This window comes from Nocardia sp. CS682 (assembly GCF_004634405.1).
Taxonomy (GTDB): Bacteria; Actinomycetota; Actinomycetes; order Mycobacteriales; family Mycobacteriaceae; genus Nocardia; species Nocardia ninae.
Genome location: NZ_CP029710.1, coordinates 8,433,957 through 8,457,735 on the forward strand (window position 1 = coordinate 8,433,957; position 23,779 = coordinate 8,457,735).

The window sequence follows — 23,779 nt, forward strand, 5'->3', positions numbered from 1 at the left end:
CTGTTCCGAGCTAACTCTGAATCTGTCGGCGGACCTGAAAAGGATCTCTCGTGGTGCGGATAGCTCGACCTGTCTTCGTCGTGTGTGCCGGAATCGTGGTGGCGGTCGCCGGATGCGCCGCCGACGGTGACAGTGGGTCATCGCAGACCCGCGTGCGCAATGCCGCGCCGACCACCTCGGGCGCGCCCGTCCGGTGCGGTGTCGACCTTTCGGCGCCGGTGATCCAGTCGGCCATCGCCGCGTTGCCCGCCGAGCCGGTCACGCACGCGCCGTGGTCCACCGATCCGCGTGGTTTCGAGGGGAACTTCGATCCATGCGCCACCTTGTCGGCCGTGATCATCACGGTGCAAGGGGCGACGGGAAGTTCGCCGAACCATGCCTTGCTGTTTCACAAGGGCGCCTACATCGGGACCGCGACGCCGCAGGCGCACGGGTTCACGTCACTGGACGTCGACCGCACCACCGACGACACCGTCGGCCTGGCCTACAAGACGCCCGGCAGCTGCAACGCCTGCCCCGACGGCACCGTCACCCATGTCCAATTCCGTTGGGAGGGGCAGAAAGTGCGGATGATCGGCACGCCGCCGAAGTAGTCGTACGGTTGGTGTGCTGGACGTGGCGTGCTGCGCCTGTACCACACGAGCTCCCGCATCCGGCTCGATGTGTCGCATCCGGCGCGGTGCGCGGCACTCCTACTGATGTGCGGCAATGGTGTTGCGCGGCTCAGGGTTCCGGCTCTGGCCAGCGTTGCACCCACACCTGTAGTGGCGCAAGCGCCGCGACGAGATCCAGGCCGTCCGCGCTGAGCTGGTAGCCGTTCGGTTCCGCGGCGATCACCCCCGCCTCGCGGAGTTCCCGCAGCCGATCGTTGAGCACGCTGGCCGATACGCCGCCGCACAGCGCCTGCAACTCCCGGAACGTCACCGCGCGCCCGTCGCGCAACTCCCACAACACCCGCAGTGCCCACCGCCTGCCCAGCAGATCCAGCAGCACCATGATCGGACGCCCGGTCTGTGACCCGCGCACCGGCCCGCCGACGGCCGGAGTCTTGCCCGCTTCGGATTCCGAAGCTACCATTGCCACCATCCTTGCTCTTGTTTCCGAAGCAAGAATACAACGCCGTCCGATATGAGGATCGACCATGAGCACCGAATCCCGTCCGCGCATCGCACCCCTGACCCCGCCGTACGCTCCTGATATCGAGGCGCAACTCCGTAAGTGGATGCCGCCCGGCTCGGCCATCGAACCCCTGGCCCTGTTCCGCACCCTCGCACGCCATGACGACCTCTTCAGCCGAATGCGCCCCCTCGGTGCGGGCATCCTCGGCCACGGCCGCGTCCCACCCCGCGACCGTGAGATCGTCATCCTCCGCACCTGCGCCCGCGCGAACGCCGAGTACGAATGGGGCATCCACGCCGTACGCCAAGCCCCCGACGTCGGCCTGACCGCCGAACAGATCGACGCCACCGTAGGCGACCCCGACCACCCGGCGTGGTCGGTCAACGACACCACCCTGATCCGACTGGTGGACGAACTCCACGACACCGCAACAATTTCCGACACCCTCTGGCCGGACCTGACCAGCCACTACCGCGACGACCAAATCCTCGAACTGATCACCACCACCGGCTGGTACCGCCTACTCGGCACGGTGATCAACACCGCCCGCCTCGACCACGAAACGTGGGCCCGCCGCTTCCCTGTGTAATCTGCGCAGGACCCATTCGGTTCTGGTCTGGCCGACCGCCGCCGAACACTTCTGCGGGACTCGGTATCGCCACGTGCGGCGTGATGCCGGGTGGCCCTCACTCGAATCTGTCCTCCCGCAGCCGAATACCTCTGCGCGGACCCTGAGCTCGCCGCTTCCCGGGACGATCCGGGCAGCTTCTACTCGGATCTGGCCTGGCTGACTGCCGCCGAGTACTCCTGTTCCGGACGGCCGGTGCTGCCGTAGCGCAGGCTCATGCGGAGGGTGCCGGTGCCGACGAGGGTGGCGAGGTAGCGCTGGGCGGTGGCGCGGGAGATGCCGATGGCGGTGGCTACCTCGGCGGCGGAGAGGGGGTGGCCTGCTTCGAGGATCGAGTGCAGGACAAGGTCTTTGGTGGGGGAGGCGACGGTGGTGGGGGTGCCTGCGGTGGTAGTGGGGCGCAGGGCTTGCAGGGCGGCGTCGACGCGGGCGTTGTCCACCTGCGGGGTGGTCAGGATGCGGCGATAGCGAGCGTAGGCGGCCAGCCGGGCGGCGAGTTCGGTGTGCGGGAAGGGTTTGACGAGGAAGGCGAGCGCACCGGCGGAGAGGGCGGCGCGGACCGCGGTGCTGTCGGTGGAGGCGGTCAGCACCATTGCGTCGCAGCGTAATTCGCGCACGAAGTCGATGCCGGAACCGTCGGGCAGGTACACGTCGACCAAAGCCAGGTCGACCGGGCCCGCCGCCAGCACCGCACGCGCCGCGGCCAAGGTGTTGGCGGTCCCCGCGACGGCGAAACCCGCGATGGAGTCGACGATTCCGGCATGCAGGTTGGCGACGCGAAAGTCGTCGTCGACGACGAGAACAGTCAAATCTGATGGGGCCATGACACCTTGCTGTCTACGAGCACTTCGGGAATGCGGGCGTTGAATTCGGCGCCGGTCAGCGGGGGAGTGTCGCCGTGCGGACTGGCCAGCCGGACGTCGCCGCCGTGCGTGCGGGCGATCTGGCGAATCAACGCGAGACCGACACCGCGTCCGCCGGGGACGTCACGGCTGTCGCGGGTGGAGGTGCCCTCGGTGAACAGCACATCGATCAGCTCCGGCGCGACACCGTCGCCGCTGTCGGCCACCACGATGTGCAGCGTCGAATCTTCCTGCACCAGTTCGACTTCCACCTGCTTGACCGGATTGTCCGAGGCCAGCACCGCCTCGATCGCGTTGTCGAGCAGGTTACCGAGCACGGTCGTCACGTCGACGGGATCGACCAGGCTGCCGTCCACCCAGGTGTTCGGCCCGAGGACCAGTTCGACGCCGCTCTCCCGCGCATGCGCCGCCTTGGCCGCGAGAAACGCTTGGAGATAGGCGTCGTGAATGGCGTCGATACCGGGCGCGGCGGCACCGAGCGGCCCCGCACCGATCATCTCGTCGATCGACCGCGACGCCTCCTCGGTCCGCCCACCGTGCAACAGCCCGCTGATCAAATGCATCTTGTTGGAGAACTCGTGCCGTTGCGCACGTAACACCGTGCTCATCGACTGCACCGCATCGAGCTGACGGGTCAATGCCTCCACGTCGGTCCGATCACGCACGGTCAGCACCGCACCCAGGTCGCGCCGGTCCCGATGTACCGGCCGCGCGGCCACCACGACGATATGTGACCCGACCGTAGCCGACGCGGGTTGCTCGTCGAGCCCACGGAAAACCTCCAGTACCCGTGGCGTCAGCCCGATCTCGTCCACCGGCCGCCCGATCTCCGCATCGATCCCGAGCAGCCTGCGCGCCTCATCATTGACAAACGTTGTGCGCCAAGAAGAATCGACCGCCAGCACGCCGCGCCCGATGCCGTGCAACACTGCGGCTTGGCCACGCACGAGCTCAGCGAGCTCCGCGGGCTCCAACCCGAGCGTCAGCCCGCGCCAACGACGCGCCAGCAGCATCGATCCCGCGATCCCCACCAAAAGCGCGGCGCCGACCAGCAAACCGGCGGTCCGCAAGTCGTCGAGCAACTGATCACGCACCGCCTCGGTGGAGATGCCGACGCTCACCGCGCCCACGATTCGGTCCGAATCAGGCTCGAGCACCGGCACTTTCGCCCGCACCGAGTCGCCGAGCGTGCCGCGCTCCTCGGCGATCACCTCGCGCCCGGCCAGCGCACCGGAGGGATCGGTGCTCACATGCTCGGTGAGCCGCGCCGCGTCGGGATGCGCCAGCCGGATCCCGGAATCATCGGTGATCACCACGAACAAGGCGCCGGTCCGCTCCGTCGTGTCGACGGCGATCCGTTCCAGCGGTCCGGCGGCGAGCCGGGCGCGCAGCAGCGGGTCGGCGCTGATCGCCCCTGGCGCGTACCGGGTCACCTCGTCGCGCACCGCGGGATCGGCGGCCACGGTGCGCGCGATCGCGAGGGCCCGCTGCCCGTATCCGTCGCGCAGCCGTTGGTCGCTGAGGTAGCCGAAAACCGCGAAGGCGACGCCGAGGGTGAGGGTGACCACCACGATCTGCAACAGCAGAACCTGCGTCCTCAATCGCACGGCCCGCGCGCCCTCAGTGGCCATTGCCGCAGCATAGACCACCGCGCCGAGCGTGAGCAGAATGCGCAGAACTAGCGAATCGGCACTTTGCACGGCTTGTGCGCACAAGCTCCGCGGTGTGACCCGGCCCACGTACGTTCGCTCTACCTCGATCTCGCAGGAGCTACACCATGACCAACCCACTCATCGAGCTGCGGAGCGCGACGAAGCGTTTCCCCGGCACCGGTGGCGGCATCCACACCGCCGTGCAGAACCTCGACCTTGCGGTCCGCCCCGGCGAATTCGTCGCCGTGGTCGGCCCGACCGGCTGCGGTAAGTCGACCACCCTGTCCCTCGTATCCGGCCTCGAACCCGCCTCGGCCGGCCGGACGCTGGTGCGCGGCAAGGACGTCACCGGCATCCCGGACGGAATCGGTTACATGTTCCAGCTGGACGCGGTGCTGCCGTGGAAAACCGTGCTGGACAACGTCGCCCTCGGTCCCCGCCTGCGGGGTGCGTCGAAAGCCGATGCGCGGCAGCAGGCTTCGGTGTGGGTGCACAAGGTCGGCCTGGCCGGGTTCGAGACCTACTATCCGCATCAGCTGTCCGGCGGCATGCGCAAGCGTGTCGCGTTGGCGCAAACCCTGGTCAATGACCCGGAGATCCTGCTGATGGACGAGCCGTTCAGCGCGCTCGACGTGCAGACCCGCCAGCTCATGCAGGACGAACTGCTGCGCGTGTGGGCGGGCACCGGCGCGGCGGTCATTTTCGTCACCCACGATCTGGAAGAGGCGATCGTGCTCGCCGACCGGGTGATCGTGATGACGGCGAGCCCGGCGACCGTGTGCGGCGACTTCCCCGTCGCGCTGGAGCGCCCGCGCAACGTCGAAGAAGTGCGGCTCACCACCGAGTTCCGCGATATCTACAAAGAAATCTGGGAAACGCTGCGCGACGAGGTCGATGCGGCTCGAGCCAAGGGAGCCTCCCGTGTCGCATGACGTCCTAGAAAAGGATGCCGTCCCGGCGCCGGTGCCGGAGAACGAGACCGAGGAGCAGATCCTCGCGCGGGTGCGCACCAACGCCCGGCGCGTGCGGCTGCGCACCTGGGGCCTGCGCGTCGCGCTGGTCGCCCTGTGGCTCGGCTCGTGGGAGCTCACCGCCACGCTGTGGATCGATCCGTTCTTCTACTCGAAGCCGTCGCTGATCTGGGACCGATTGGTCGAATGGTTCACCGAGGGAACGCAATTCGGTTCGATCTGGCTGCAGATCTTCACCACCGTCCAGGAGGCCGTGCTCGGCTTCCTGATCGGCGCGGTCGCGGGCGTGGTACTGGGCACCCTGCTCGGCCGCAGCCGGTACTGGGCCGACGTGCTCGCGCCGTTCATCAAGGCACTCAACGCGGTTCCGCGCATCGTGCTCGCGGCGCTGTTCATCATCTGGTTCGGTCTCGGGCTCAGCTCGAAGGTCGCCACGGTGGTCGTGCTGGTGTTCTTCGCGGTGTTCTTCAACGCGTTCACCGGCGCGCGAGAGGTGGACGGCAACGTCATCAACAACGCGCGCATCCTCGGCGCCGGTAAGCGTCAGGTGCTCACCGCCATTGTGTTGCCGAGCGCGACCACCTGGATCCTGTCCAGCCTGCACACCGCCTTCGGCTTCGCCTTGATCGGCGCGGTGGTTGGCGAATATGCCGGTGCCAGTAAAGGTTTGGGCCTGCTGATCAGCAACGCCCAGGGCACGTTCGACTCGGCGGGCATCTACGCGGGCATGATCATCATCACGGTGATCGCGCTGCTCGCGGAGTGGGGGATCGGCATGGCCGAGGGCAAGCTGCTGAAATGGCGTCCCTCGCAGGCACAGTCGAGCCACGGGATCTGAGCGATGAGGTATATCAAGAACTCCGCCATCGTCGTCCTCGCCGTAGCGGCGCTGCTGACGGTCACCGGGTGCCGTGATTCGCGCACCATCCCGATGTCGGGCGGGCGACCGCAGATCACCATCATGGTCGGCGGTTTGGAGAAGGTGATCTACCTGCCCGCCATGCTGACCAAGCAGCTGGGTTTCTTCGAGAAGAACGATATCGACGTCTCGCTGCTCGGCGAGCAGTCCGGCGCCAACGCCGAAACCGCGTTGCTGACCGGCGATGTGCAGGCGGTGGTCGGTTTCTACGATCACACCGTCGACCTGCAGGCCAAGGACCAGTGCCTCACCTCGGTGGTGCAGTTCGCCGACGTGCCGGGTGAGGTGGAGTTGGTGGCCAAAGCTGATGCCGGCACCATCAAATCGGTGCGCGATCTGCGCGGCCGAAACCTCGGTGTCACCTCGTTCGGGTCGTCGACCGACTTCCTCACCCAGGCGCTCACCGGGATCGAGGGCATGACCACCAAGGATTACACCCGGGTGCGGGCCGGCGCGGGACAGACGTTCATCGCAGGCATGAACCACAACGGCATCGATGCGGGCATGACCACCGATCCGACGGTGGCGCAGATGGTCAACTCGGGGGAAGCGGAGATCCTGGTCGACATGCGCACCGAGGCGGGCACCCGGGCGGCGCTCGGCGGGCTGTACCCGGCGACCTCGCTGTACATGCGTTGCCAGACAGTCGAATCGCACCCGGATATCGTCCGCAAGCTGGCGGCGGCCTTCGTGCAGACGTTGCAGTGGATCAAGCGGCACACCCCGGAGGAGATCGCCGCCAAGATGCCGCCGCAGTACGCGAACGCCGGAAAGGACCTCTACGTCCAGTCGATTCGGGACTCGATCGGCATGTTCAACGGTGACGGACTGATGAAAGCCGAAGGGGCACAGAACGTTTTGAACATTCTCGGCAAGTACTCGCGCAATGTGGCGCCGGTGCGTGACCGGATCGAATTGGACAAGACGTACACGACGAAGTTCGTGGAGGAGGCACTGCGGACCAACCAATAGTGCAGTAGCTGTACAGGTCCCGCGCTCCGGTGTCGATGGAGCGCGGGACCTGCTGTTCGTGGTCGGACTTCGCGTGCCGCCGACGACCCCTTGACGGATGGTTATCGTTTGATAACCTGACTGCAGAGGTTATCGAACGATAACCACGCAGGGAGGTCCAGTATGTCTACGCTCATCACATCCGGCACCGCGGAAGTTCTCGCGGCACTGCAGCAGTACCGCGACGACGATCCGCCCGCGCTCACCCTGCCGCCGAGCGCCTACACCTCGCCCGAACTGTGGGAAATGGAACGCGAGCGGATCTTCACCCGCTGCTGGTATCTCGTCGCGCACGTCGGTCAACTCGCCACCCCGGGTGACTACGTCGCTGTCTCCATCGCCGGCGAACCGGTGGTCGTCGCCCGCGCGAAAGATGATGCGCTGCATGCGATGTCACCGATCTGCCGACATCGGCTGATGCCGCTCGTCGAACCCGGCGCGGGTCGTACCGACGCCTTCACCTGCCAGTACCACCTGTGGAAGTACGGACTGGACGGGCGGCTGCGCGGCGCGCCATACATGAGCGGCAACAAGCAGTTCGAGCCGAAGGACTGCCGGTTGCCGCAGTTCGCGGTCGCGGAATGGAACGGCTTGGTCTTCGTCAATCTCGACGCGGACGCCGACCCGATCGGTGCCCACCTGGACCTGGCCGGACACCAGTTCGCCAACTACCGGTTGAACGAGATGGTGCAGGTCGACGGCTGGTCCTACGAGTGGCAGACGAACTGGAAGAGCGTGATGGAGAACGGCCACGAGAACTATCACGTCATCGGGCTGCACCGGGAGACGCTCGAGCCGTTCATGCCCGGCGGCAGTGACATGTTCGTCGAGCAGTACTCGCCGTGGGTGCTGCACGCCAGGATTCCGTTCGCCGCGTCGGTGCAGCCGGAGGTGTTGACGCTCAACGAGGTTCAGCAGGCCAACGGCATGGTGCTGCTGACCTTCCCGTCCAGCGCCTTCATCGGGACCGGTGACCAGATCGTCTGGTTCAGCTTCCTGCCGACGGCCATCGATCGGGTGCACGTGGTCGGCGGCGTGCTCACCATGCCCGAGCTGGTCGGTGTGTCCGAGGCGGTGACCAGAACCCAGCAGGCGGCCACGGCGATGATCAACGACGAGGATCGGTTCGGGCTGGAAGCCGTCCAGCGCGGCGTCTCCTCGCGGTTCGCCGAACGCGGGCACCTGAGCCCGAAGGAACAGCCGGGCGTGCTCGCGTTTTATCGGAACCTGGCGCACGCAATGCTCAGCGACGAACCGAACGGCCGTTAACCTGAACCGTATGCCCGCGGAAACCACCCGATCGAGCCCGGCGGCCGAACGCATCCTGCGCACTGCCGCCGAGCTCATCGCGGTGCGCGGCTTCTCCGCCACCTCCACCCGCGACATCGCGGCCGCGGTCGGGGTGCAGCAGCCCGCCATCTACAAGCACTTCTCCGCCAAGGACGACATCCTCGCGGCGCTGGTCCGGCTCGGGTTGGAACGGCCACTGGCGCTGGCCGACGAACTGGCTGGCGTGTCCGCGCCCGCCGTGGTCAAGCTGCACCGTTGGCTGCGGGAAACGCTGCAGCACCTGCAGGACTCGCCTTACGTCCTCGCCTCCATCCTCACCTCGCCGGAACTGCAGCGGGAACGGTTCGTCGACGAGCTGGAGCTCGTCTCGCGGCTCGACCGGGTCGTTATCGCCATGGTCGAGGCGGGGCAGCGGGAAGGTGATGTGCGGGCGATGAATCCGGTGTCCGGAGCCCGATTGGTTCAGGCCTTGTTCGACGCGCTGGCGCTGCCGGAGATCTCGGTCAGCCCTGCGGAGATCGTCGAGTTCGCGCTGATCGGGCTGCTCGCCGAGCCCGGTCGACTAGCCGAGGTCGAGCGCGCTGCGGACGAGCTGGTGGTGACCGAACCGGTCTCGATGGCCTGATCTGTGGGGTACGTGTCCTTGTGGACATTTCCCGGCTGATCGAGACTGGGTTCATGGAGTCCAGTGGTGACGTGGTGGTCGCGGTATCCGAGGGTGTGTTGCTGCTCGACGTTGCCGGGCCGATTCAGGTGTTGCACTGGGCCGGGCACCGGGTGCGGTTCGCGTCGCCGGATGGACGGGACGTGTATACCGACGTCGGTGTGCCGCTGGGTGTTTCGTGTGCCATCGAGGATTTGACGGGTTCCATCGATACGCTGCTCGTTCCCGGATACGCACCGGAACAGCAGGTTCCGGCCGACCTCGTGCGGTCGGTGCGGGTGGCCGGTACCGTCGCGCGGCGGATCGCCTCGGTCTGCACCGGCGCGCTGGTCCTTGCCGAAGCCGGACTGCTGGACGGTCGCCGGGCGACGACGCACTGGTTGGCCTGTGATCAACTGGCGCAACAGTTCCCGGCCGTCGAGGTCGACGCGGACGCCATCTTTGTCCGCGACGGTTCGGTGATCACCTCGGCGGGCGTCACCGCCGGTATCGATCTGGCGCTCGCACTGGTGGAAGAGGACCACGGCGTCGAGGTGGCACGCTCGCTCGCCAAACATCTGGTGGTGTTCCTGCGCCGTCCCGGCGGGCAAGCGCAATTCAGTGTGCGCGCCGGCATCGGAATGCCACGCAGCAGTGGCCTGCGCAAGGCCATCGATGCCGTCGTCGCGGACTTGTCGGCCGACCACAGCCTGGCCGCCATGGCCGGCCGTGCCGCGCTCAGCGAACGCCACCTGAGCAGGCTGTTTCGGCAGGAAACCGGTATGACGCCCGCGCAGTACGTCAAGCAGGTGCGCGTGGAAGCCGCGCAAGTACTGCTGGAGACGAGCGACGAACTGATCGCCGCTATCGCTAGGCGCAGCGGTTTCGGATCCGAAGAGACCCTGCGCCGCACCTTCGTCGAGGTGCTCGGCACGACACCGAGCGACTACCGGAGTCGATTCCGCACCACCGCTCCCTGACTTCACGCCTTCGAAATCCGATCCGTACCAAGGAGTTCAGTCATGTCCTTATCTCGTCGCGCCGCCATCGGCGTGGGAATCGCCGGAACCGCCGCCGCGCTGTCGCAGACATCCGCAGCGGGCCAACCGAACCCGCTTCCACTACCGTCGACCCCGTTGGCGGACAAGGCAACCGCGTTGATCGACCGGACCTTGACCCCAGCCCTACGCAACCACAGCGTGCGCGGATTCTTCTTTGCCCGCGCGGTCGCCGACCGGCACGGCCTACGCCCCGGCACTGACTACGACGAAGAGACCATGTACCTCATCTGCGTCCTGCACGATGTCGGCCTTGCCGAAACCCCCAGCAGCGACCAGCGATTCGAGATAGACGGCGCGGACCAAGCCGCCTTGTTCCTCGAAGCCAACGGCGTCACCGACACCCGGGTCGACACCATCTGGGACGCCATCGCCACCCACACCACCGGCTTCACCGATTCCCCCGTCTACCGCCGTCGCCGCCCAGCGGAATCCTGGCTGGCGGTAGAAGGGATCGGCATCGACGTAGCCGGCAGCCCTACGGACCTGCCCCCGGGCTACGCCGACCAGGTCCACGCCGCGTATCCCCGCCTGGGTGGCACCCGAGTCCTCACCGAAACCATCGAAGCCCAAGCCCTGGCCGACCCCCGCAAGGCACCGCCGGCCAGCCTTGCGGGGGAAATACTCCGGCTGCGCCATCCGGAGATCGCCCAACTGAGCTGGGACGACATCGTGTCCTCCAGCGGCTGGCACGACTGATCGGAGCGCGATAGACCGGGAAGGTGATACTCGACTGCTTGCAGCGGTAGGCGTCCACGGACAAATCACAGTCGCGCTCCTGCCTGCCCCGACGTCGCAAGCGATACGGTGACCCACCGTCGCTCGACGTGAAAGTGGGGCGCCCGGTCGGGCGCCCCACTCGAGTCGGTGTAGTCGTCAGCTGCTCGCCGGTGCGGCGTCGACGGTGTCCTTCGCCTTGAGCTCGGCCTTCCACTCGCGGAAGCCCTCTTCGGTGCGTCCGCGGCGCCAGTAGCCGGAGATCGAGGCGGCCCATTCGGCGGTGACGCCGCGTTCCCGGCGGACGTAGCGGCGCATGTCGTGCATGACGGCCTGGGCTTCGCCGTGGATGAAGACCTGGACCTGTCCGTCGCGCCAGGGTGCCTTGCGGACGCTTTCGGCGAGGACTTCACCCGGCGATTGGGTGCCGCGGTGCAGCCAGGTCAGTTCGATACCCGCGGGCTTCTGCAAGGGAAGCTCGTCGTCGGGGCCGGCGACCTCGACGAACGCGTAGCCGACGGCGGCCGGGTCCATGGCCTCCAATGCGGCGGCGATCGCGGGCAGTGCCGCCTCGTCACCGGCCAGCAGGTGCCAGTCGGCGTCGGCGCGGGGGGAGTAGGCGCCGCCGGGGCCGTACATATCGATGGTCTCGCCGGGCTGGACCGCCGCGGCCCACGGTCCCGCGATGCCCTCGGCGCCGTGGTACACGAAGTCGGCCGCGATCTGGCCTGCGTCCCGATCGACCGAGCGGACGGTGTAGGTGCGCAGCACCTCGATGCCGTCGCGCTCGAAGATGAACTTGACGTAGGCATCGGTGAACTCGTTGGTCTGGAACGCGGCGAAGCCGGGGCCGCCGAGGTGCACCCGGATGAGGTGCGGGCTGAGCCACTCGGTGTGCTGCACGGTGAGGGTGGTGCGGGGTCTGGCCATAGGTAGTCCTCCCACTATCAACAATTAGGGTTACCTTACTTACCCTACTCCGAGTTGATCTCGAACGAAATCATGCGGTGTTCGGCTCATCGTGCGAGCAACCGCTGACGAACCCGCCGCGGCGGTCCAGGATGACGAGCATGACCCAGACCGTGCCGACGCCGACCCACCTGGTGCAGCAGCGTTACCGAGACCCCGAGCCTACCGAACCCGCCCGGTGGAACGAGGTATTGCAGGTGTTGCACGAGCATCGTTCGGTGCGGCGCTATCTGGCCGACCCGGTGTCCGACGACACACTGCGCCTGTTGATTTCGGCCGCCCAGTCCGCGCCGACTTCGTCGAATCTGCAGGTGTGGAGCGTCATCGCGGTGCGCGACCCGCAACGCAAAGCGCGGCTCGCGGCGCTGTCGGGCAATCAGGCGCACATCCGGCAAGCGCCCGTATTGCTGGTCTGGACAGCCGATTTCGCGCGCGTGCGGCAGCTCGCGGACGACCGGAACGCCGCGCTGGACGGCGCCGACTACCTCGAATCCAGCTACGTCGGATTCATCGATGCGGCCCTCGCCGCGCAGAACGCGGTCGTCGCCGCGGAATCCCTCGGGCTCGGCACCGTGTATCTGGGGGCGCTGCGCAACAACCCGGAAGACGTTGCGGCGGAACTGAAGCTGCCCCCGCAGGTGTTCGCGGTCTTCGGGCTCGTGGTCGGCCACCCCGATCCGACCGAGGATGCCAGGGTCAAACCGCGGCTGCCCCAGGCTGCGGTACTGCATCACGAGACCTACGACCTCGCCGGGCAGCGCGAACACGTCGCCGACTATGAAGCTAGAATCGCCGAATTCTATGCCGAGCAACAACTCTCGCACTCCTGGTCCGAACGTGTACTGGCCCGGCTTGGCTCGGTGGCTGGACTCGGTGGTCGCGACCGGTTGCGCGAGTCGCTGGAGAATCACGGCTTCCACCTGAAGTGACCGCCCGTCTCGCGCGAGCTCCGCCGCACTGTCGAAGCAGCTGCGCTCTGCGGTATTGCACGCGTCGGGGCCGGGATCGTCCAGCGTCTGTCACGGGATGACCGAGCGCCGGGCGTGACAGGTGATGGCCTTTGCGGGGTCCAGCACGACCCGGTGGCTCGTGCGCTATCCCTGTTCGGCAGGCCCCACCACCGCTGGCCCCCGAAGATCAGCCACGCACCGATCCCCAGCAGTGCTGATCCCATAGCTCTGCCTGGCGCGTAGCGAGGCGCCTGACCTGCGGTGTTCTCTTCATCGCCCGCCGGGAACTACGCCAGCGCCCACCGGGACCGGTAGCGTGACGTGCTGATCGATCCCAGAACATGCGATGATCCCATGTCATGTGTCCGGGGTCACCGACCGACGATCCCGGGCGCCGCGTCGTTGCCGCACGAGAGAAGGACCGCACTATGACAGCCGCCGACAGTCATTTATCGGACGCTGGAACGCACGATTCGACCGGCACCGGGGACTCGGAGGGCTATTCGCGCGGCCTGAGCCCGCGCACCATTCAGATGATCGCCATCGGCGGCGCCATCGGCACCGGCCTGTTCTACGGCGCGGGCGGCGCGATCGAAAAGGCCGGACCGGCCTTGATCCTCGCCTACCTGGCCGCGGGCCTGGCGATCTTCGTGATCATGCGGGCGCTGGGGGAGTTGCTCACCTATCGCCCGGTTTCCGGCAGTTTCGCCGAGTACGCGCACGAATTCCTCGGCCGCTACGCGGGTTTCGTCACCGGCTGGTCGTACTGGGCAGTGTGGGTAGCCACCTGCATGGCCGAGATCACCGTGGCGGGCAAGTACGTGCAGTACTGGTTCGACATCAAGCCGTGGATCACGGCGCTGGTGGTGCTCGCGCTGATGTTCGCGGCGAACCTGATCTCGGTGCGGCTGTTCGGTGAGGGCGAGTTCTGGTTCTCCGCCATCAAGGTCACCGCGATCATCGGCATGATCCTGCTCGGTATCGGCGTGCTGACCATCGGTTTCGGCCACGCCGCGAACCCGACCGTCACCAACCTGTGGGCCGACGGCGGCGTGTTCCCGAACGGCTTCGGGCAGTCGCTGCTGGTGTTGCAGATCGTGCTGTTCGCCTACGTCGGCGTCGAGCTGGTCGGCGTCACCGCCGGTGAGGCGCGCGAACCGCGCAAGACCCTGCGCAAGGCGATCAATACGCTGCCGTTCCGCATCGGCTTGTTCTACGTCGGCGCGCTACTGGTGATCATGTCGGTGTCCAGCTGGCGCACGTTCAAGGAGGGAAAGAGCCCGTTCGTCGAGGTGTTCCAGCAGATCGGCATCCCCGGCGCGGCGGGCATCATCAACTTCGTGCTGCTGACGGCCGCGTTGTCGTCGTGCAACTCGGGCATCTACTCGACCGGCCGCATGCTGCGCACCCTGTCGCTGCACGGCGAAGCCCCGTCCGCGCTCAGCAAGCTGAGCTCGCGCCACGTGCCCTACGTCGGCATCTCGGCGTCGGCGGCGATGATGGTCATCGGCGTGATCGTCAACATCATCTCCCCGGACAAGGCGTTCGCCTACATCACGTCGGTGAGCACCATCGGCATCATCTTCGTGTGGGGCATGATCCTGGTCTGTCACCTGATCTACCGCGCCAGGGTGGCCCGCGGTGAGCTCCCCGCGGCGGACTATCGCCTGCCCGCCGCGCCGTACACGACGGTGCTGGCGCTGGCGTTCCTCGCGCTGGTGGTCGTTCTGCTCTTCTTCACCGAGAGCGGCCGCACCGCCGTTGTCGTCGGCGTCGTCTGGGCGGTGCTGGTCTCCGCGGGCTACCTCGCCCTGACCCGCCTCGGAAAGTCCGGCGACGCAACGGATCCCGCGCGCGAGTCCGCCGCCCGCTAGCCGCGACAGCCGCACACCTCTCGACTTCCCGCATACCGAATCGCATCCGATTCCGTATGCGGGAAATCAGGATGTGTGCGGCTCGGCTCAACTGTCTGGGTTACTCGCGTTCTGCTCGTGATCGCCGCTGTTTCGAGGTTTGTGCAGGTAGCAAGCCCGGCGCGGGAAGGAAGAAGTTCAGCACCAGGCGGGTGATGTCGGCCAGGAAGCGCTCGCGGGAGACCGGCGGCTGATCCAGGATGTACCGGATGGCCAGGTGCTCGACCGTGCGGACCAGCATCCAGGACGCCGCCGCGAAGTCCACATCGTCGGGCAGCGAGTCCCGGTGCATGGTCAGCGCGACCCGGGCCAGGTCGCCGATCTGCTGCTCGAAGGCGAAGACGGTGTTGTCCCCGCTGAGCCGCGGTGTCTGCTCGATGACCGCGCGCAGCAGCGCCGGATGGCTGCCCAGCGCGTCGAGCAGCGCGGAAATCGTTGCCGGGACAGCGGTTTCGGGCGGCTCGTGCAACTGCGCGAGCACGCTGCTGTGCACCCGGGTCGCCACCTCGCTGTTGTAGCGGTCGATCACCGCGGTGACGATGGCGTCCTTGCCCGGAAAGTATTGGTACAGCGAACCGGGACTGATGCCCGCGGCGTCGGCGATCCGATTGGTGGACGCGCCGTCGTAGCCGTGTTCGACGAGCACGGTCTGCCCGGCATCGATGATGCGCGCCACCATGGCGCGAGAGCGCTGCTGCTGCGGCGTTTTCCGCGTCTTCGGTGGCATCAGAAGACGAATTGAACGCGAGTATTTATTCGTGTCAGCATCGTTTCATGGTTGCACACAATGACGTCGTGCACGAGAGCCCCAGTGCGCCCGTGCCACTCGGTCCGGACTCGTTGACCTGGCGGATCTTCGGTTCCCTCTACTTCGCGCCCAGCGGACTGTTCCTCGGCATGGTGCAGAACATGCACCCCGGCCTCGGCGCGGGCGTGGAGTACCACTCCGAGATCCAGGACGAGTTCTATCAGCGGGTGCTGCGGTCGGCGTACCCGATCGTCGGCGTGGTCTTCGACGGGCCGCGGGCCCAGCAGACCGCACGCGAGATCGTGAACTACCACCGCACGATCAAGGGCACCGACGCACAGGGACGCCGGTACCACGCCCTCGATCCCGGCACCTTCTACTGGGCGCACGCGGTGTTCTTCGTGCAGACCCTGCGCGCCGGCGAGCTGTTCATGGGCGGCCTCTCGCCCGCGCAACGCGAACAGCTGTGGCGCGAGCAGTACCAGTGGTACGAGATGTACGGGATGAGCATGCGGGTGGTCCCGAAGAGCTGGCCGAGGTTCCAGGACTACTGGAACGACATGTGCGACAACGTCTTGGAGCCGACGCAGGCCGCATGGGATGTCTACCGCCTCGCCGAGAACGCTCCGGTACCGCCGTTCCCGGTGCTGGGCATGCTGCCGAAACCACTGTGGGAGAAGATGGTTCGCCCGTTCGGCGCCAGGTTCTATCAGTTCGTCACCGTCGGCCTGTGCGACCCGGCGATCCGGCGCACCATGGGCTTCACCTGGACCCGCCGCGACCAGTTCTGGTTCGACCGCTGGTGCGCGCTGTTCACGGCGATGAACCGGGTGACACCGGACGAGATCCGCTACTTCTTCCCGCGCATCCGGGCCGGGCGCCGCCGCGAACGCGGCCTGCGACCCGCGACGTTGCCGCCGCCGGAGGCGCCCGAATTGCTCTGGCCCGCAACCGAGCACCGCGACGACCCCAAACATTATTGCCCGGTCCACGCCGATCACGGGTCGACCCCCGCCACGAAATTCCGGCAACTGACAGGATTTTGACCGATGCTGGACGTCAATACCGCCGCACACCCCAACGACTACTACTACCGCCCGGGCATGCCGCTGCGACCACCGCCGCCGCGCGCCGTCGCCTCCGAATTATGGTACGAGCCAAGGAAATCGATACTGTCGCCGTGGCTCGATGTGCGCCCGGTCCCGGCCGAAACGCCGCGCACCCGGCTGATGGCCGACCATCTCTGGCAGGGCGACGAACCGATGGACCGGCTCGTCGCCGCGTTCGGCCGGATCGGCACGGCGGAGGGCAGGCGCCTGCTCGAGCACGCGCTCGACCACGGCATCGATACCCTCGACGATCCGCCGCCGGAACTGGCCGCGCTGTTCGCCACGCTCGACAACCCACCGGACTGGTACGACCCCGACCTCTGGGAACACGGCCGCCAACTGTGGATCAACGTCTCCACCTCCGGCAAACTCGCCATGGGCGTGCAGGACTTCATGGGCACCTTCGTCGGCGCCGAAGTCGCCTCCGCGACCGGGGCCACCGGCCGGTTCGTCAATGATCCCTATCGGCGAAACCTGGAGACCTCCACCTGGTTCCGCAACGTGACGGTGCGCGGCGGCATGGACCGCTGGTCACCGGTCTTCAAAGACACTGTGCGCGTGCGACTCATGCACGCCCAGGTGCGCGCCGGGCTGCGCCGAGCTTGGGGCGCGGACCATTTCGCCGACCACGGCAACCCCATCTCCAACAGCACCATGATGGGGGCGGCGGTCACCTTCGGACTGTCGCCGATGTGCTTCGACCACGCGCACGGCCGCAAATGCACTGAGCGGCAGCTGGATGCGGTGATGCACTATTGGGCCTACATCGCCTACGTGTTCGGTGTCGCGGACGAACTGATCCCGCGTACCGCCCGCGAAGGCATGGAGATGTCGGACTATATGGTCGCGACCGCCGGTGTCGCACCGGAGTGGACGGCCGACATGGCTGGTGCGGCCACCCACCGCCTCGCCGGTGGTAATGGCCTCGTTGATCGGCTGAAAGTGCAAGCGACGGCACCGGTGCTCGGCCTGCTGACATACTTCAGTAGCGAGTCGCTCGTCCGAGAGTTGCTCCGCAGTACGGCATTACGCGACGTACCGGTCCAACCGTGGGCCACGCTGACGGGCGTCGCCGCGGCACTCGACGTCCGCCTCCGAGCACTCGACGACGCACTCCCGGGCGCACACAGCCGCATGCAGCGCCGCGCGGCCGCCGACGACCCGGTCTGGCGGCGCAACACCAAGATCGCCAAGCTCCTCGCCGCCCGCGTCGGCATCTACGGCACCCCCTACGACCAACACGACCACTCGGCCACCGGACTGGCCCGCTGCCCGATCCGATGACCCACCAACCCCCACCGCTCGTAGTCGAACTGCACCGATCAGGCCGCACGGTGCTCGTCCCACCCGCACTGACCGTGCTCGAGGCCTTGGAGAACGAAGGCGTCGCCGTCGACTCGATGTGCCGGGCAGGCATCTGCGGCACCTGCGAAACCGTCGCTCTGTCCGGAACCGGCACCCGTCCCGACCGCTACCCGCGCCCATTCCGCCTCTGCACCACCGCCCCCGGCACCCTTACCCACTTGGTCCTCGACCTATAGCCAGAGCAGCCGGGGCCTCAGCGGGCGGCGACAGACTCGCGACTCCACAGCCGCGCCCGTTCGGTGCGCTCAGGTGCGCGCTGGGCGCACTGAGGCGTTACGTCGGCCAGGTTCGCGTGGGCGCTCGCGCCGCCGGGTTGCATCGGCCCGCGTGGGTGAATACGTAACGTTGGCATGTCAAGGCCGTTGCGGCACAGCCGATCCGGCTTCAGTCCAGCAGCGCTGCGCTTCCGCTCTGCAGTCCCGAACGCCGAATCGTCAGGTGAGGGTTACACCGGCGCGTGTTGGCAGGGTTTGCGCAGGCGCACGCCGACAGGTTGTGCTGGCACGTGCCGAGATCGTGTTGGCGCGCGGTGGTGGGTTGCACGGGTGCGCGGCGGTTGTGATCATGGCTTGGCGCGCGGCGTGCAGGCTCTCTGCACAGTAGCGTTGCGTGCAAAGGCCGGGCCTCAGGAAGCGTGGTCGGGGGCGATTCGGTGCTGGGTCGAGCGGCGGAGGTAGGAACATGACAACCAAGACGTTGGCGGAGTTGGTGCCGGGCGAACTGCCTGCGGGGATCGCCGGGCTGGCGCCGGAGGTGCAGGCCGAGCTTGCCACGGTGGTGGTGGCGGCCAGGCGCAAGCAGGCGGCCGATTTGGAAACCGCTGCGTACTCGTTGCTGGATTTCGTGCCCCGGTTCCTGCGCGGCGCGGTCAAGAAGGCGGCGGGGCTGTGACCGATGCGGCGGGCGCTCAGCTGACCAAGCTCGCCCGCACACTCGGCGTGCCCGTCGACCGGCTCGACTATCTCGCCGACGTGCCCGCGACCGACCTCAGAGACTTCCGTTTCCAGATCGCCGACCTGTTGTTCGAGAGCCAATCCGGCGGGTTGCGCAAGGTCGCTGCCGCGGCCAAGGTGATCCCCGCCCAGGTCATCGCGAAGCTGGTCGCCCGCAACCGCAACGCGCTGCTCGCGGCACGCATGGCGGGAGTGCTGGAGCCGTCGCACGCAGTCGACGTCGCCAAGCGTCTGCCCGTCGACTTCCTCGCCGAGGTTGCACCATTGCTCGACGCCCGCCGCTCCGCCTACCTCATCGCCGACCTACCGACGGACACCATCGTCGCCGTCGGCAAACTCCTTGCCCGCCGGCAAGATTGGATCACCCTCGGCGACTTGATGGCCGTCATCTCCGACGCCGCCGCCCGCGCCGCCCAAGCCGCCCTCGACGGCGCCGCCCTGCTGCACGCCGCCTACCTCGTGGACGACGCCGAACACCTGGCACGCCTGGTCGCCTCGGTCTCCGAGGCAAAGCTCGCCGAAATGCTCCGCGCCGCCGCCGAACACGACCTCTGGGACGAATATCGCAGCACCCTCGACGGCCTGCCCGCCCCAGCCCTCGCCACGGTCCGCGCCGCAGCCGACCAACTCCCACCCGACCTCCGCGACCGCGCCCTCGCCGAGATCGCCGACCGCCGCCCCACGTAACCCGGACCACCCCCAAGCTGGCGCACCCTTCCCGGATCAGCACCCCTTCTCGAGATCTGCACCGACCGGACATGACCGCACCCCACCCGCACGCCGCCGCCATGTCGACCCGACCCGCGCCGAGCGGTACCTGACGGCGGCGCCACTCGCACTGTGCCGCCACTAGGTACCGTTGATCATGAATCCACCGGGGCCGGGGATTTTCAGGTAGTCGACTACGTACGCTCCGCCCGCCAAGCAGTACGAGAATAGAGCTGTTGGAATCGTCGGGGCCTGATGAGGATGTGTGCCATGGTCACCCTTCGTATCGCGACGTTCAATCTGGAAAACTTCGACGAGACGCCGAACCCCACCCCGTTCGAGCCCACCCTCGCCGACCGCATCGCCGTGATGCGCCCGCAGATCGACCGTCTCCGCGCCGACGTCCTGTGCTTGCAGGAGGTGAACGGCCAGGAGCGCCCCGGACAACCTCGATCGCTGCTCGCCCTGGCCGAACTCCTCCAGGGCACCGCACTGGCCGGCCACAATGTCGTGTCGACGGAGAAGGCCAACGGTGAGGTGTTCGACGAACGCAATCTCGCGGTGGTCACCTCGCTGCCGGTCACCGCTCGCGCCCAACTGCTCAACGATCTCGTCGCCGCCCCGGTTTACCAGGTGCTGACCGCGAATCCCCCTGCGCTGCAACCGCAGAAGATCGGCATCGAACGCCCGATCCTGCACGTGGAATTGGACCTGCTCGGCGCCCCGCTGCACGTGATCGTGGTCCACCTGAAGTCGAAACTGGCCACCGACATCACCGGCCAGAAGCTGGACCGCTTCACCTGGCGCGACGCGGGCGCGGCGGCCGAGGGTTCGTTCCTGTCCGACATGAAGCGGATGAGTCAGGCCGTGGAGGTCCGGCGCCTGGTCGACCAGATCCTCGACGAGGACCCGAACGCTCGCATCGTGGTGGCCGGTGACTTCAACTCCACCACCGACGAGGTGCCGCTGGTCGCGATCCTCGGCAATGTCGAGGACACCGGCAACGGCGCGCTGGCCGGCCGAGTGCTCGTGCCGCTGGAGAACACCATCCCCGAATCCGCGCGCTACTCGCTGTTCCACCACGGCACCGGCTACATGCTGGACCATCTGCTGGTCACCCGCAATCTGCTGGCCCACTACCGCGGCACGGAGATCCACAACGAGTTGCTGCACGACGAGTCGGCCGACTTCGCGACGGACAAGAAGTTCCCCGAGTCCGACCACGCACCGATCGTCGCGACCTTCGAGTTCGCCTGACGAAGGCCCTGCGTCGAAGTCCCATCCGGCTGGACTTCGACACCGGGCCTAGCTGACGACGGTCTTCCGGCTCGGCATGCACGCCGCAGCCAGCACCATCACACCCGCCATTACCGCCACCGTGATGAAAACCAGATGCACCGCCGACGACAGGATCGCGGGCACCGGATGATCGGTGTCGCCGATCCGCGCGTTCACGATCGCCCCGAAGACCGCGACACCCACCGCACTACCGATCGAGCGCGCGAACATATTGGCCGAAGTCACCACACCGCGCTCGGTCCAGTCCGCGCTCGTCTGCGCCGCGATGAGGGTGGGCGTCGCGACCAGGCCCATCCCCACGCCGATCACGAAACACGACCCCGCGACCTGCCACAACGTCGAGTCCTCGGTGATCAGAAGCGTGGTCGCGGCACCGACGGTCGCCAGCCCACTGCCGATCAGCGCGGTCGCCCGGAACCCGATGCGCAGGTACACCTTTCCCGCCTGGGACGCGGCGATCGGCCAGCCGAGGGTGAGCGCACCGACGGTGAGCCCCGCGACGAGCGCGCCGGTCCCGAGCACGCCCTGCGTGAAAGTCGGTACGTAGGTGGTCAATCCGACCAGGATGGCGCCGACCAGCACCGAGACCAGGCTGCTCGCGATGACCACCCGCCGGGTGAACACCCACAGCGGCAGAATGGGATTGGCCGCCCGCCGCTCGACCAGACCGAACAGCACGAGCAACACCGCCCCGCCGACGAAGATGCCGATGCTCGCGGGGGAGTCCCAGGCCCAGGCCTGTCCACCCTCGAGCAACCCGAGGATCAGCGCGCCCGCGCCGATCGTCAACAGCGCGGCACCGAGATAGTCCACCTGTTGCTTGCGGCGCGGCGCGCTCTCGGTGAACTTGCGCAGCAGCATCCACGCGGCCACCGCCGAGAGCGGCAGGTTGATCAGGAAGATCCAGCGCCAGCTGAGGTAATCGGCGAAGACGCCGCCGAGCAGCGGCCCGGCCACCGACGACATGGCCCACACGCTCGCCAGGTAACCCTGCACCTTGGCCCGCTCGGTCAGTGTGTAGAGGTCGCTCGCGATGGTCATGGTCATCGGCTGGATCGCGCCCGCACCGATGCCCTGCACCGCGCGGAAGATGATCAGCCCGAGCATGCTGGTCGCCAGCCCGCACAGCAGCGAGCCGAGCGCGAACACCGCGATCCCGAACATCAGGACCGGCTTACGCCCGACCGTGTCGGCGAGCTTGCCGTAGATCGGCACGGTGACCGCCTGCGCCAGCAGATAGATGGAGAAGAGCCAGGGGAACTGGGCGAAGCCGCCGAGGGTGCTGGTGATGGTCAGCACCGCGGTGGCGATGATGGTGGAATCCAACGCCACCAAACCGGTCGACAGCATCAGCGCGCCGAGGATGGCACCTCGCTCCGATCGGAAGCCGACGGACGATGCCACTGTCTCGGTCGCCACGCGCGCGGCCCCTTTCGTTTGTTCGACTAACCATCATCACGAACGTATCGCGATGTCAGCTATTCCCGCCTGGAATTTTCCCATCCCTCGGGACCGCCGCGCGGGGGAAGGCGGTGGGAGCGGGCAGCGGGCACCCTGCGGCCGAGACCGGCGATGTTGGACTGCCGTACATACGGAGTTGGACCACCGCACATCTCCGGCAAACAATTGGCAATCAAATTGACGTGACGCGACGTTCCGCCGAACCGCGCCGAATGTTGCCGGTAGTTGAATGCAATGCGGTGAATGGTTAACGACGTTTGGCCGACCAGCTGAAATCGGGCGAAAAAACGGCGCGAATAGGACGTTCCACCCCTACTGCATGCGGAGGTCCTTACTCCGTATAAATCCGGTGTCTCAGCTCACAGGCGCTTCCAGGTGGAAGCTGTAGACAGTCATCTCAGTACGGTTGTACTGTCTGCCGATGTGTTCAGGACGACGCTCTAGGTAGGTGGTGTCAAGGCTCGGGCAGTTGAGCATTTCACTGATGTTTTCCTCAGCGTCGAAATGAATCGTTGTCCTAAGCGTGAGGGCGCGGACGACCCCAATCCATTCAAGCTAGATACCGACCCGACCGGATAGTGAACGGGGCCTCCCGATGGAAATCTTCTGCATAATTCTGCTTGTCTATCTCGTCTTCGCGGAGCCATTCTTCGAGATATTCTCGGTCCGCGTCTTCACGCGTGAATTCGGTGAGCGATCCGACGCGCGCGTGCGCCTGTACCAGGGCGGCGTTTTCCGCACCTGGGCCACGCTGGCGGTCATCCTGGTGGGCTTCGCGGTGAGCGGCACCTCGGTACACGAGCTCGGACTGACCCACTTCGACTTCAGCGTCTTCCGCGGCTTCTCGCTCGCGGAGAAGATCATCAGCCTGGCCATCGTCACCATCTACGTCTCGTATCTGTTTGGCCCCGTGCTGATTCCGCTGCTCGGCGGGCAGCGCGGCAAGGACTGGATCGCGAGCAAGATCGAGTACGTCGTCTTCATCACGCCGGAGACCTCCATCGAGCGGTTCTGGTGGCTGGCGAACTCCTTCAGCACGCCCGCCGAGGAGGTCGTCTACCGTGGCTTCACCATCTACGCGGTCGCGCTGCTCTGGCCGGACCTGCCGTTCTGGATCCTGATCATCGTTGCCGGTGGCGTCATCGATGGTCTGCGGCACGGATTCCGGCCTGCCGTCTCCGCCCAGGTGATATTCGGTGGCGTCGCGCTGGCGCTCACCTACAAATTGACCGGTGCGATCTGGCCGACCATCGCGGTGAAGCTCTTCCACGACCTGCGCGTGCTGGCATTCCCGCTGGCCCAGGCTCGCCGGAATCTGGCGGCGCGTGGATTGTCCGAAATTCCCGGGAAAACCCTGAGTGACCACAATGTCCCCGCCGTCGCGGACAATACTGAAAATTCAGTCGAGCCACGTACTTCTGTTTCTACGTAGT

General features: G+C 66.8%; 24 protein-coding genes. 18 read left to right on the top strand and 6 right to left on the bottom strand.

Annotated elements, in window-relative coordinates; all coding sequences use genetic code 11:
- Window positions 1-50 precede the first annotated feature (50 nt).
- Window positions 51-593, top strand: a complete 543-nt coding sequence (locus tag DMB37_RS38135; RefSeq protein ID WP_135236871.1) for an LppP/LprE family lipoprotein — start codon at window positions 51-53, stop codon at window positions 591-593.
- 130 nt (window positions 594-723) lie between these two features.
- Here the strand turns inward: DMB37_RS38135 and DMB37_RS38140 are convergent, their stop codons facing one another.
- Window positions 724-1,077 carry a helix-turn-helix domain-containing protein gene (locus tag DMB37_RS38140; protein WP_135236872.1) on the bottom strand — a complete coding sequence of 118 codons (354 nt, stop codon included), beginning with the start codon at window positions 1,075-1,077 and terminating at the stop codon, window positions 724-726.
- A 64-nt stretch (window positions 1,078-1,141) separates the two neighbouring features.
- Here DMB37_RS38140 and DMB37_RS38145 point away from each other — a divergent pair, with 64 nt between their 5' ends.
- Entirely contained in the window at window positions 1,142-1,708 is a 567-nt protein-coding gene (locus DMB37_RS38145; RefSeq protein ID WP_135236873.1) for a carboxymuconolactone decarboxylase family protein, read from the top strand.
- Window positions 1,709-1,887: 179 nt separating this feature from the next.
- Here the strand turns inward: DMB37_RS38145 and DMB37_RS38150 are convergent, their stop codons facing one another.
- Window positions 1,888-2,571 (bottom strand): response regulator, encoded by a 684-nt coding sequence (locus DMB37_RS38150; protein WP_135236874.1) that lies wholly within the window; start codon window positions 2,569-2,571, stop codon window positions 1,888-1,890.
- On the bottom strand, window positions 2,553-4,241 hold the full coding sequence (locus tag DMB37_RS38155) for a sensor histidine kinase (protein ID WP_206055116.1): 1,689 nt from the start codon (window positions 4,239-4,241) through the stop codon (window positions 2,553-2,555). Before DMB37_RS38155 ends, DMB37_RS38150 begins: the two co-directional genes overlap by 19 nt.
- A 146-nt stretch (window positions 4,242-4,387) precedes the next feature.
- On the opposite strand from DMB37_RS38155, the gene DMB37_RS38160 reads away from it, so the two are divergent.
- The 7 genes from DMB37_RS38160 to DMB37_RS38190 all read left to right on the top strand — a co-directional run bounded on the left by DMB37_RS38160 (window position 4,388) and on the right by DMB37_RS38190 (window position 10,853).
- On the top strand, window positions 4,388-5,194 hold the full coding sequence (locus DMB37_RS38160; RefSeq protein ID WP_135236875.1) for an ABC transporter ATP-binding protein: 807 nt from the start codon (window positions 4,388-4,390) through the stop codon (window positions 5,192-5,194).
- Entirely contained in the window at window positions 5,184-6,071 is an 888-nt protein-coding gene (locus DMB37_RS38165; protein WP_135236876.1) for an ABC transporter permease, read from the top strand. Before DMB37_RS38160 ends, DMB37_RS38165 begins: the two co-directional genes overlap by 11 nt.
- A gap of 3 nt (window positions 6,072-6,074) precedes the next feature.
- Window positions 6,075-7,124: an ABC transporter substrate-binding protein gene (locus DMB37_RS38170; protein ID WP_135236877.1), complete on the top strand. Its 1,050-nt coding sequence runs from the start codon at window positions 6,075-6,077 to the stop codon at window positions 7,122-7,124.
- A 162-nt stretch (window positions 7,125-7,286) separates the two neighbouring features.
- A complete protein-coding gene (locus DMB37_RS38175) occupies window positions 7,287-8,432 on the top strand; it encodes an aromatic ring-hydroxylating dioxygenase subunit alpha (RefSeq protein ID WP_135236878.1) in 1,146 nt (381 codons plus the stop codon).
- Between the two features lie 10 nt (window positions 8,433-8,442).
- A complete protein-coding gene (locus DMB37_RS38180) occupies window positions 8,443-9,078 on the top strand; it encodes a TetR/AcrR family transcriptional regulator (RefSeq protein WP_135236879.1) in 636 nt (211 codons plus the stop codon).
- A gap of 53 nt (window positions 9,079-9,131) precedes the next feature.
- Window positions 9,132-10,076, top strand: coding sequence for a GlxA family transcriptional regulator (locus DMB37_RS38185; RefSeq protein ID WP_135236880.1), 945 nt, complete (start codon window positions 9,132-9,134; stop codon window positions 10,074-10,076).
- Window positions 10,077-10,118: 42 nt separating this feature from the next.
- On the top strand, window positions 10,119-10,853 hold the full coding sequence (locus DMB37_RS38190; RefSeq protein WP_135236881.1) for an HD domain-containing protein: 735 nt from the start codon (window positions 10,119-10,121) through the stop codon (window positions 10,851-10,853).
- Window positions 10,854-11,030: 177 nt separating this feature from the next.
- Here DMB37_RS38190 and DMB37_RS38195 read toward each other — a convergent pair whose 3' ends face one another.
- Entirely contained in the window at window positions 11,031-11,801 is a 771-nt protein-coding gene (locus DMB37_RS38195) for a siderophore-interacting protein (RefSeq protein WP_135236882.1), read from the bottom strand.
- Window positions 11,802-11,941: 140 nt separating this feature from the next.
- On the opposite strand from DMB37_RS38195, the gene DMB37_RS38200 reads away from it, so the two are divergent.
- Window positions 11,942-12,769 (top strand): NADPH-dependent oxidoreductase, encoded by an 828-nt coding sequence (locus DMB37_RS38200; protein WP_240771979.1) that lies wholly within the window; start codon window positions 11,942-11,944, stop codon window positions 12,767-12,769.
- 449 nt (window positions 12,770-13,218) lie between these two features.
- On the top strand, window positions 13,219-14,664 hold the full coding sequence (locus DMB37_RS38205) for an amino acid permease (protein ID WP_135236884.1): 1,446 nt from the start codon (window positions 13,219-13,221) through the stop codon (window positions 14,662-14,664).
- Between the two features lie 100 nt (window positions 14,665-14,764).
- On the opposite strand, the gene DMB37_RS38210 is transcribed toward DMB37_RS38205, so the two are convergent.
- Complete coding sequence (locus DMB37_RS38210; protein WP_240771992.1) at window positions 14,765-15,430, bottom strand: TetR/AcrR family transcriptional regulator; 666 nt, start codon at window positions 15,428-15,430, stop codon at window positions 14,765-14,767.
- A gap of 47 nt (window positions 15,431-15,477) precedes the next feature.
- Between DMB37_RS38210 and DMB37_RS38215 the strand changes: the two genes are divergently transcribed.
- The 6 genes from DMB37_RS38215 (at window position 15,478) to DMB37_RS38240 (ending at window position 20,843) form a co-directional block, all read left to right on the top strand.
- Window positions 15,478-16,497 carry an oxygenase MpaB family protein gene (locus tag DMB37_RS38215; protein ID WP_135236885.1) on the top strand — a complete coding sequence of 340 codons (1,020 nt, stop codon included), beginning with the start codon at window positions 15,478-15,480 and terminating at the stop codon, window positions 16,495-16,497.
- A 3-nt stretch (window positions 16,498-16,500) separates the two neighbouring features.
- A complete protein-coding gene (locus DMB37_RS38220; protein WP_135236886.1) occupies window positions 16,501-17,844 on the top strand; it encodes an oxygenase MpaB family protein in 1,344 nt (447 codons plus the stop codon).
- Window positions 17,841-18,101, top strand: coding sequence for a 2Fe-2S iron-sulfur cluster binding domain-containing protein (locus DMB37_RS38225; protein WP_135236887.1), 261 nt, complete (start codon window positions 17,841-17,843; stop codon window positions 18,099-18,101). The genes DMB37_RS38220 and DMB37_RS38225 overlap by 4 nt, the downstream gene beginning before the upstream one ends.
- 505 nt (window positions 18,102-18,606) lie before the next feature.
- Window positions 18,607-18,816, top strand: coding sequence for a hypothetical protein (locus tag DMB37_RS38230; RefSeq protein ID WP_135236888.1), 210 nt, complete (start codon window positions 18,607-18,609; stop codon window positions 18,814-18,816).
- Window positions 18,813-19,565, top strand: a complete 753-nt coding sequence (locus DMB37_RS38235; protein WP_135236889.1) for a hypothetical protein — start codon at window positions 18,813-18,815, stop codon at window positions 19,563-19,565. Before DMB37_RS38230 ends, DMB37_RS38235 begins: the two co-directional genes overlap by 4 nt.
- A 291-nt stretch (window positions 19,566-19,856) precedes the next feature.
- Window positions 19,857-20,843: an endonuclease/exonuclease/phosphatase family protein gene (locus DMB37_RS38240; protein ID WP_135236890.1), complete on the top strand. Its 987-nt coding sequence runs from the start codon at window positions 19,857-19,859 to the stop codon at window positions 20,841-20,843.
- Between the two features lie 48 nt (window positions 20,844-20,891).
- Here the strand turns inward: DMB37_RS38240 and DMB37_RS38245 are convergent, their stop codons facing one another.
- Window positions 20,892-22,304: an MDR family MFS transporter gene (locus DMB37_RS38245; RefSeq protein WP_135236891.1), complete on the bottom strand. Its 1,413-nt coding sequence runs from the start codon at window positions 22,302-22,304 to the stop codon at window positions 20,892-20,894.
- Window positions 22,305-22,941: 637 nt separating this feature from the next.
- Between DMB37_RS38245 and DMB37_RS38250 the strand changes: the two genes are divergently transcribed.
- Window positions 22,942-23,778: a type II CAAX prenyl endopeptidase Rce1 family protein gene (locus DMB37_RS38250; protein ID WP_135236892.1), complete on the top strand. Its 837-nt coding sequence runs from the start codon at window positions 22,942-22,944 to the stop codon at window positions 23,776-23,778.
- Window position 23,779 lies beyond the last annotated feature (1 nt).